Origin of the sequence: Paenibacillus sp. oral taxon 786 str. D14 (genome assembly GCF_000159955.1) — a bacterium.
Classification (GTDB): Bacteria; Bacillota; Bacilli; order Paenibacillales; family Paenibacillaceae; genus Fontibacillus; species Fontibacillus phoenicis.
The window spans coordinates 487,308-495,914 of the sequence record NZ_GG695971.1 but is presented as its reverse complement, the minus strand read 5'-3'; the positions used below and the strand labels follow the sequence as shown (position 1 = coordinate 495,914).

At 43.3% G+C, this 8,607-nt stretch carries 5 protein-coding genes; all 5 read right to left on the bottom strand.

Annotation, left to right across the window (positions count from 1 at the left end):
• Positions 1-108 precede the first annotated feature (108 nt).
• The gene (metK, locus tag POTG_RS05250; RefSeq protein ID WP_009223768.1) at positions 109-1,311 is read right to left on the bottom strand and encodes a methionine adenosyltransferase; all 1,203 of its coding nucleotides are present in this window, start codon (positions 1,309-1,311) and stop codon (positions 109-111) included.
• A gap of 175 nt (positions 1,312-1,486) precedes the next feature.
• A complete protein-coding gene (locus POTG_RS05245; protein WP_009223767.1) occupies positions 1,487-1,759 on the bottom strand; it encodes an alpha/beta-type small acid-soluble spore protein in 273 nt (90 codons plus the stop codon).
• Positions 1,760-1,883: 124 nt separating this feature from the next.
• On the bottom strand, positions 1,884-2,390 hold the full coding sequence (locus POTG_RS05240) for a hypothetical protein (RefSeq protein ID WP_009223766.1): 507 nt from the start codon (positions 2,388-2,390) through the stop codon (positions 1,884-1,886).
• Between the two features lie 101 nt (positions 2,391-2,491).
• Positions 2,492-4,993, bottom strand: a complete 2,502-nt coding sequence (locus POTG_RS05235; RefSeq protein WP_157273314.1) for a hypothetical protein — start codon at positions 4,991-4,993, stop codon at positions 2,492-2,494.
• A 219-nt stretch (positions 4,994-5,212) separates the two neighbouring features.
• The gene (locus POTG_RS05230; protein ID WP_083791411.1) at positions 5,213-8,485 is read right to left on the bottom strand and encodes an S-layer homology domain-containing protein; all 3,273 of its coding nucleotides are present in this window, start codon (positions 8,483-8,485) and stop codon (positions 5,213-5,215) included.
• Positions 8,486-8,607 lie beyond the last annotated feature (122 nt).

Below are 8,607 nucleotides of genomic sequence, written 5' to 3'. Positions count from 1 at the left end.
AAGGCGGAAGACCTGCTTCCACCTCGAAATTTTATAAATTCTATAATGTTAAAAAAAGATACCCTCTTTTTCAAAAAAGAGGATATCTCTATGAGTAAAAAATTTATGTTACAGCCCTGCTTGCGCCTTCAACAACTCGGCCTTGTCCACTCTTTCCCAAGGCAGATCGATGTCCGTACGGCCAAAATGACCATATGCGGCGGTTTGACGGTAAATTGGGCGACGCAGATCCAGCATGCGGATAATTCCGGCCGGGCGAAGGTCGAAGTTCTCACGCACGAGCTCCACCAGCTTCTCTTCCGGCACTTTACCGGTTCCATACGTATCGACGTTGATGGATACCGGGTTGGCAACCCCAATCGCATACGCCAGCTGAATTTCGACCTTGTCGGCCAGCCCTGCAGCAACCAGGTTTTTCGCTACGTAACGAGCTGCATACGCTGCGGAACGGTCTACCTTAGTCGGGTCTTTCCCCGAGAAAGCGCCGCCGCCATGACGGGCATAACCGCCATACGTATCCACAATAATTTTGCGTCCGGTTAAGCCGGCATCCCCTTGAGGTCCGCCAATGACGAAACGACCCGTCGGGTTAATAAAATATTTTGTATCCCCGTCCAGCAGCTCCGCAGGAACGACAGGGAGAATCACATGCTCCTTAATATCTCTTTGAATTTGCTCCAAAGTGATCTCCTCGGCATGCTGCGTCGATACGACAATCGTGTCTACGCGTTTTGGCTTGCCGTCAATATATTCAATCGTCACCTGGGTTTTACCGTCGGGACGAAGATAGTCAAGCGTTCCGTCTTTTCGCACTTCGGAGAGGCGGCGAGCAATCCGATGCGAAAGGGCAATCGGAAGCGGCATCAGCTCCGGCGTTTCGTTCGTGGCAAACCCGAACATTAAGCCCTGGTCGCCAGCCCCGATATTTTCCGTCTCTTTATCGACTTGAGCTTGGTCGCGACTTTCCAGAGCGGCGTTTACGCCTTGCGCGATATCAGCCGACTGTTCGTTCAGCGACGTCAACACGGCGCAGGTACTGTAGTCAAAACCGTATTTTGCACGAGTATAACCAATTTCCTTAACCGTCTTACGAACGATCGCCGGAATATCAACATACTCGGATTTCGTACTGATCTCCCCGATGACCAGCACCAACCCGGTGGCTACAGACACTTCACAGGCTACCCGAGCATAAGGGTCATTTGCCAAAAAAGCATCAAGTACCGCGTCGGAAATTTGGTCACAAATTTTATCCGGGTGCCCTTCAGTGACAGACTCGGAAGTAAATAGGTGTCGCCCTTGTACGGACATAGTTTCAACCTCCCTTGGATAGTATGGCTATAGCCTGTCTATCCAATACAATATAAAGCCCAATCAAAAAATGAACCTTTCCCAAATCGGAAAAGGTTGGATTAACATCCTCAAAGCAAATAGTATCGCATTTGCCAAGTCATGTCAAAATAATTCATGACTTTTGTGGAATAATTTATAGGATAAAGTTCCGTTCAGCATGGGCGATGAGGCGTTTCGTAATTTCTCCGCCGACAGAGCCGTTTTCGCGGGAAGTTAAATGTCCCCAGCTTCCGCCATGGCTTTGCCCGCCGCCAAGAGCACCCAATTCACCGGCGAATTCTGTATCCGCTCCCGCTCCTGTCGCACCATATCCTACGGGCAAACCAAACTCAGCAGCAATTTCATATTTCCATTGCTGCAAGACTTGACGACTTTCCGGTACGATTTTCCGATTGCCTCTTGCCATAATCCAGACACCTCCTGAGAAATTGGTTTCAGGAGTAGCATAGCCTCACTTTACCTCCATTACGCTCAGGAAGTATTGTCTGTACTGCCCAATCCTGCCATATGGCAACCGGGGCGCCTGCGGACTATTTAATTTGGTACCCGCCCCGTACCATGACCGTTAGGTTGTGAGTATCGCCTTCTTGAACTTGAATCCCTCGGCCTTCTCTTGGGAAAGACAACAGATGGTTATTCGTAACTGTTCCACCGTTCGGAATATCCTTCCCGTCAGTGAGGTCTGCGACACCATTAGCATCCGCACTATATACTACAGCTTTACCTGCGCGAACAATAAACTCCGCCCCTGCAGAGGCAATAAGGATCTTGCCTGGTTTGACTTCCACGATTTTAATTCCTTCGTTGCTGGAACTGCTGTCAGAATCTCCAGCGGAAGGTGCGCTTGGTGAACTGGAGCCTCCATTCCCAAGAGCTTGCTGAATGGCTTGATCCACATAGCTCTTCGTAACCACGGGGTCATCTGCGGTTCCTGGCGTCGTCCCTGCCCCTTCCGCCTGCATATTCAACAGCGATCCTGCCCAAACACTGCCGCTAATCAATACCACGGCCGTTGCGATTTTCCAACCCGTCTTCATCAAGTTCCTCCTCTATGACTCTGTTATTGTCTATGATAGAGGTTTTGGTAGAAAGGAACAAGCCCAAATCCGGAGGGATTTGGGCTTGTTTCGAATTGCTATTAGCGGTTTAAAGAAGAGATATAATAATAGCCTTGGCTGCCTAATTTAAGTTTTTGACCCTGGAATACATCGTACACATTAAATTGGAAGCTTCCAGAAGTTCTATCTTGGAAAGCAGCATCATCAAAAGAGAAGCTTGCACTTCCACCATTGGTCACTTTAAGGTCAGATTCTGGCACAAATTCTTTCTCGAAAGCCCGGCCTGAAGAGTCAACGAGTTCGATTAAGTATTTATGACCAAATTCGCCAATCGCATAGTCCATGTTTCTCGTCAGATTGTAATCAAATACAACATTCACTGACGTCGAACCAGTCAAGGTGGCTCTAACATTTTTTACAGTCAACGAGTATGGGAACAAATCCAAGTTAGTTAAATTGGATTTGATACTTGGAGTTGTTAACTGAAGCTCCAATGCAGCTGCGTTGACATAACCAGTTGGTTCACCTTTAATCGGTGTCATTTTGTTGTCAGTGATACCTTCACCAACGACCAACTTCATATCCGAAGTCGAAATATTTCTTGGTACTTTTGCCCAGAATGCCACGATGCTCTTCTCTCCAGGACCCGCAGAAGTTTCAATCTGGCTCACCGTTGCCTTATATGTCTGACCCTCAGATCCTACGAAAGCACCCGCAAATTGAGACAGATCGATTTGACGATCTTCTTTATTTTGGGCTTCCAACTCAGTGTAAACTAGATTGGAGGAAGTACCACTATAAACAAACGAACGAAGTACCTTTAATTCTTCATTACGCCCAGGAGTCTCCAAACTATAAGTTGATCCGGTTGCGATAGTTGGAAGCTCTGGCAACGAACCCCCATTGACAAATTGCACCCACTCAGAAGTGCTATTTTCACCCAGCTTCTCCAATAGGGCAATTTGCAACTGGCTGAAGCTCAAATAACTTGGCACCTTAGTCACCACATAAACATCCGTTGAAGTATTTGGCCCTAATAAACCTACGCTCTGTGAGGTAATGAAGTTTGTGCTTGAAGTAAGAATAGCACTATCAAGCTTCACTTGTCCTGACAATTCCGGAAGCAAGATGGTTTTAAATCCGGTGTTATTGATTGTGATTTTTGCGGAAACCAAGTCGCCATCACTCCACGGCAATCTTTGGATCGAGCTAAGCGTGACACCTAAAATGCCGTTTGGAGTCTGAATAAATTGCTTCTGACCGATCATATTCTGCAGAGGTTGAACCTCCGGTAAAGCAAATATCCCGGCCGGATAACTAAAGTTATCCTTCGAATCTGATGCAACAGGCAGATTCATAAAGAGCTGCGCATTTTGTGCATTCACATTCGCAGGTACGCTTACGCTTAAGTTCATGGTTTTCTCTTCAAGAGGCTCTAGTACGTAATTATCCGGAACCTGAGTGGTGATCGGAAGACGGTACCCATCCTTAGTTTGAAGCTGAAATTGATACTTAGGGATGATTACGGTCGTTCCCGTCGTATTTCTAAAGTTAAAGCGAATCGATAAACTATGTTCATCAAAGCTTTGCAGCAACGTTACGCCGCTAACCTTAACGGCAATTTTACCGCTCCCCAAGGCAATAAACTTCTCGATGTTAGGTTGAACAGCTAAGGACTGACTTGTAGCATTCGGTAATTGCATGGTTGCAATCGGTAAGTTGAGCTTCGATGTTTCATCCTCTTGAATCAGTTGCAATTCCAAATTAGTGAGCTTAATACTCTTAGGAATTTCAGCCATCAAATTCAAGGTCTTATTGTCCTGAGGTTGAATCTTATAATCCGAGCTTGTTGTATCGGCGGACATCGGATAGCTTGCTCCGTTTGCCGTTTTAATGACAAACTTAATTTTAGGATCTTGGAACAGGTTATAGCCAATGTTTTGTATATTCAACCCTACGCTCACATAGTTATAATCACCAGAGGTAAAGGAAGCGAATTGGTTTACCTTCGCCTTAACTGGTGTATCGAACATTTTTAATGTTTTCGATTGGTTGGACGGTGTAGATGTTAAATATGTAGCTGGGATCTTAAACTGCCCCTTTAGACTTTCATAATTTGCCTGGTTAAAATCCCACTTAATCACTTGAAACACCAAATTGCTAAAGGTTACATTCTTACCGATTTTGGCAACATAGGTCAAAGTTGTAGAAGACCCTGCAGAAAGAGCTTTCTTAGACTTGTCCTTAGTCATAAGTGATGTACTGTAAGTCGTACCGCTCGTAGTTTTAACTTTGGACCAGTAATCTAACAGATCCAATGTTTTACCGTCGCCATTGGTAATTGTTAATGTGTAGGTTAGTATATTTTCTTCATCTTGAGTAAGAATATTAACATCTGTTAAGCGAACTGTGCTTTTATTCCCAATCTTGATGGGATTCAAATTAGCTAAAGTATGGACAACCGTTTTCTCCTGCACAGGAGTTATTGATATTTTGGTCGCAGTAGCTGCAAAAGCTCCTTGTGCACTTGTTAGTAATAAAGTGACACCTAGTGCTGCTGCCGTAATTGTTATCTTTCTCAATTGATTTCCTCCCATGAAGAAAGTTCTTATATGTATAACGTTCATAGATTTAAAATGTTTCAACCAAATTCAATTAATCATAAAAATTTATAAACTGATGGTGTTTTTATATCTGCTGTTTCACGATAAAGTAGGAGAATTATATAATTCAATCAACAATAAAAACCACCCCTTTTAGAGTAAACTCAGAAAGGGGTGGTTCTAAATGAATCAATTAGATTAAGCTTGGATATCATCAGCAATAAGTTGTTTCGAATAGAAGCGAACAACTTTACCGTTTGCGTCTACTTCGTAAATTGCCAAGTATTGGTCTGCAGTCGCTTTGATATCATCACCACTTTTGTAAGCTGTTCCAGTTACAGCAGAACCAACATTAGGAGTGGAAGGTTTAGTTTTACTCACAACATATACCAAGGAGTTATCCGTACCAACTTCTGCTTTAGCAGATGTGCTTCCAGTATCTTTACCTGCAGCAACTTCTACATCAAGATCAGGAGCTTCCGTTGTAGCACCCGCAACGATTTGACCAGTGAAGAAATCAGCAGCTGGGTTTCCAGCAAGGTCAGTTACAAACTTGCCGCTTTCGTTGCCTTCGAGATACACTTCCACAGTAGCCTCAGTTGGGATCACATCAGCCAATGTGATTACGATTTGTTTACCACTAGCAGAAGCAGCAATTGCATCAACCGAGTTACCATTTACGAATACTTTAAATGCCTTAGGAGTAAAGTATTGTTTAACATTTTCAGTAAACGTCAATGTAACTTTGTCATTTTGAGCTACAGGTTTATTAGTAGTATCCAGTTCAGGCTTGATTTCATCCTTAACCGTAACTGCTGAGAATTCCTTCAGTTTACGACCATAGGAATCACTGGACTTAATTAAACCTTTATCAACAGTACTTACAGTTACACCACTGTTGTAAGGCAATACCTCTTTGTCAAATGTAAATTCGATTACAGTGTTGTTGTCCTTAAGAGCTACATCAACGCCATACGTAGAAGTCGTGAGACCAGTAAATACAAAGTCGTTTTTGTCTACGTAGCTGATTGGGCCGTCAGTTTTAACTTGAATTGTTTTTCTGTCGGTAGCTTTAACATCAGCGGCTTTGATATCTACAAAGGAAGAAGAGATGTTAGAAATAGCCACGGATTGATCTACCAAGTAGTTATCATTTACATCCGCAATATTTGTTGCACGAACGCTTGCTACATTACTCCAGTTTGTAAGATCTGCTGTAGGTACAACAATCCGAACTGTATCGGCACTGTACAACTCAGCTTTAGCAGACTTACCAGGGAATGGATAATGTGTACCAGCAGCATCAACATAATTGTACTTGCTTACTACAGTAGCATCACCACTACCACTCGATGCAAGCGCTTTGTTGAATTGAATGTAAACTAAGGTGTCATCACCATCAGTAGTATACCAAGCGGAATTCACTTTAACAGAACCAGTTTCTGTCACACTAAATTCTACTTTCACTGGAACCAGTGTATTGCCGATGGAAGCTCTATCTCTAATGCCCGCAATTTCCAAGCTGTATTTACCAGCAGGAAGCGTATCGATAGATTCAAGAACTACCTTATTAAGAATGTCTTTGCTGTTCTTATCTTTAGCGTATACTGGAGTTTTCACTGGGTGACCTTTGGTCGTAAAGCCTTTACCACTAAAGATTTCACCTTTTTCGTTTCTCAGAACGTAGTTATCAGCTTTTGCAATATCATCAGCATTAACAGATTCAGAGAACTCAACAGTGATCAGAGTCCGTGCTGGAGAATCTTTAGATTCTGCAGTAACGCTTGTTACTTCTGGACGAACAGTATCCAGTTCAGGAGTAACCGTAGTGTTACGATCAGCAGAGTTATTGCTGTAGTCAGTTACGCCTTCCAGGTAAACAATAGATTCACCCAAGCTCAAACGGTTTGTTTCCGAGAAAGTCAAGATAACTTTGTTATCTTTGATTTCATAAGGAGTTTGAGCTGTTTTAGTGGAAGAAGTTTGGTAAGCTTTCTTCACGGATTTAACCGGCTCATTGAACTCGATTTCCACTTTAGTCAAGTCGATAGCCTTAGCAGATACGATTTCTGGAGCTGTTGTGTCTTCTGCTACTTCAAAGTCAATAGTAGCTGGACTTACTTTAAAGCTGTTGAAGTCTTCAACACCTTGAACAGTCAGTTGGTGGCTGCCAACAGCAACATCAGTAGTGATGAAAGCAATGTTAGGATATGTGAATTTAACATTTCCAGTGAATGCTTTACCATCAATCTTGTAGTTAGCAAGGTTTGCTGCTGTCGATGAAGTTACAGGCTCAGAGAATACAACTTTAATCGCTTTTGTACCCAAAGCTTTAACTTCAGTAACTTCAGGGAGTTGAGTATCTACAGCAGTAAACTTAACTTTCTCAGAGAAAGTTTTGGAAGCATCAGAGTTCTTCACACCACTGATTTCAAGTGTAGTTTCTTTTTGCTTAGGCAACGCAGAAGAACCTTCAGCTACAAGAAGTTTAACTTCACCAGTTTCTTTCGAGTAAGTTGCAGATTCGAAAGTAACACCGGAAACTTTGTAGTTGTCTTCATTTTCAGCTGTCTTAGCGTCAAGATCGCCATCGAATTTAACTGTCAGCTCTTTATAGTTATTTGCAGATACCGAAACAACCTTTTGAGCTGCTGTTACAACCCAAGTTACAGAAGCTTTGATCTCTTTGCCATCGGCAGTTTTGAAAGTAACTTCAGTTGCTTTGTTTGGTTCCAAAGCTTTTTCCAGTGCTACTTTCACTACTTCGCCGTTAGAAAGCGTGAACTCAACGTTCTTGCTGTCTACAACGTTGTAGGATTTAACTGTTGGAACTTGAGCAGCTTCGTAGATAGCGTAAGCTGCTACAACTGCTTGGGAGCGAGTTGCTTGAGCTTGGTAGTTAATGCCTTCAGCGAGGTAACCAGCGTTAACAGCTGCTGCTACATAACCTTTAGCCCATGCGGATGCAGTGTTGTTAGCGTCAGCAGGAACTTCCAGTTTCAGAGCAGTAACCAGAACTTTAGCCAGTTCTTGTACAGTTACTGCGCCGTTCGGATCGAACAGTTTCTTAACTGGGTCTTTACCATTGAGGATGCCAGCTTGTGTAGCAGCTTCAATGTAAGGACGGCCCCAGTGGTTCGCATAGTTCTTATCGTTGTAAGAAGTAGCGTCAACTGGTTCCAGGCTCAGGGTCTTAACGATGATTTTCGCGAGTTCAGCGCGAGTCAACGTTCTTTCCAAGTGGGACAGGCCGTCTGGGAAGCCAGATACGATACCTGCTTCTTTCAGAGCGTTAAATTGTTGCTCTGGAGTCAGTTTGGCATCAGCACCGAATGCTACGGAAGCAAACATGGAGAATGCCATTGCTGTAGACAAAGCTACGGACAAAATTTTCTTCATAACCTTTTTTTCTCCTCCTTGATTAACTATCACATGAGAATTTTCTTTAAATGAATAGCTCGTGTTACTCATTAGCCATTGCACCCCCTTTCCAGAGCTTGAGCAGGTTTCCTATAAATTAGGTCTGCAGCAGAACTGCAGAAACTTGTAAACGAGAATGAATAGAATGTAGAAATAGACTAGTTTCCTAATCC

Excerpts from the sequence above, each read along its gene's own strand:
- POTG_RS05245 (WP_009223767.1), bottom strand. The coding sequence starts at position 1,759 with ATGGCAAGAGGCAATCGGAAAATCGTACCGGAAAGTCGTCAAGTCTTG.
- POTG_RS05240 (WP_009223766.1), bottom strand. The coding sequence starts at position 2,390 with ATGAAGACGGGTTGGAAAATCGCAACGGCCGTGGTATTGATTAGCGGC.
- POTG_RS05230 (WP_083791411.1), bottom strand. The coding sequence starts at position 8,485 with ATGAGTAACACGAGCTATTCATTTAAAGAAAATTCTCATGTGATAGTT.
- metK (WP_009223768.1), bottom strand. The coding sequence starts at position 1,311 with ATGTCCGTACAAGGGCGACACCTATTTACTTCCGAGTCTGTCACTGAA.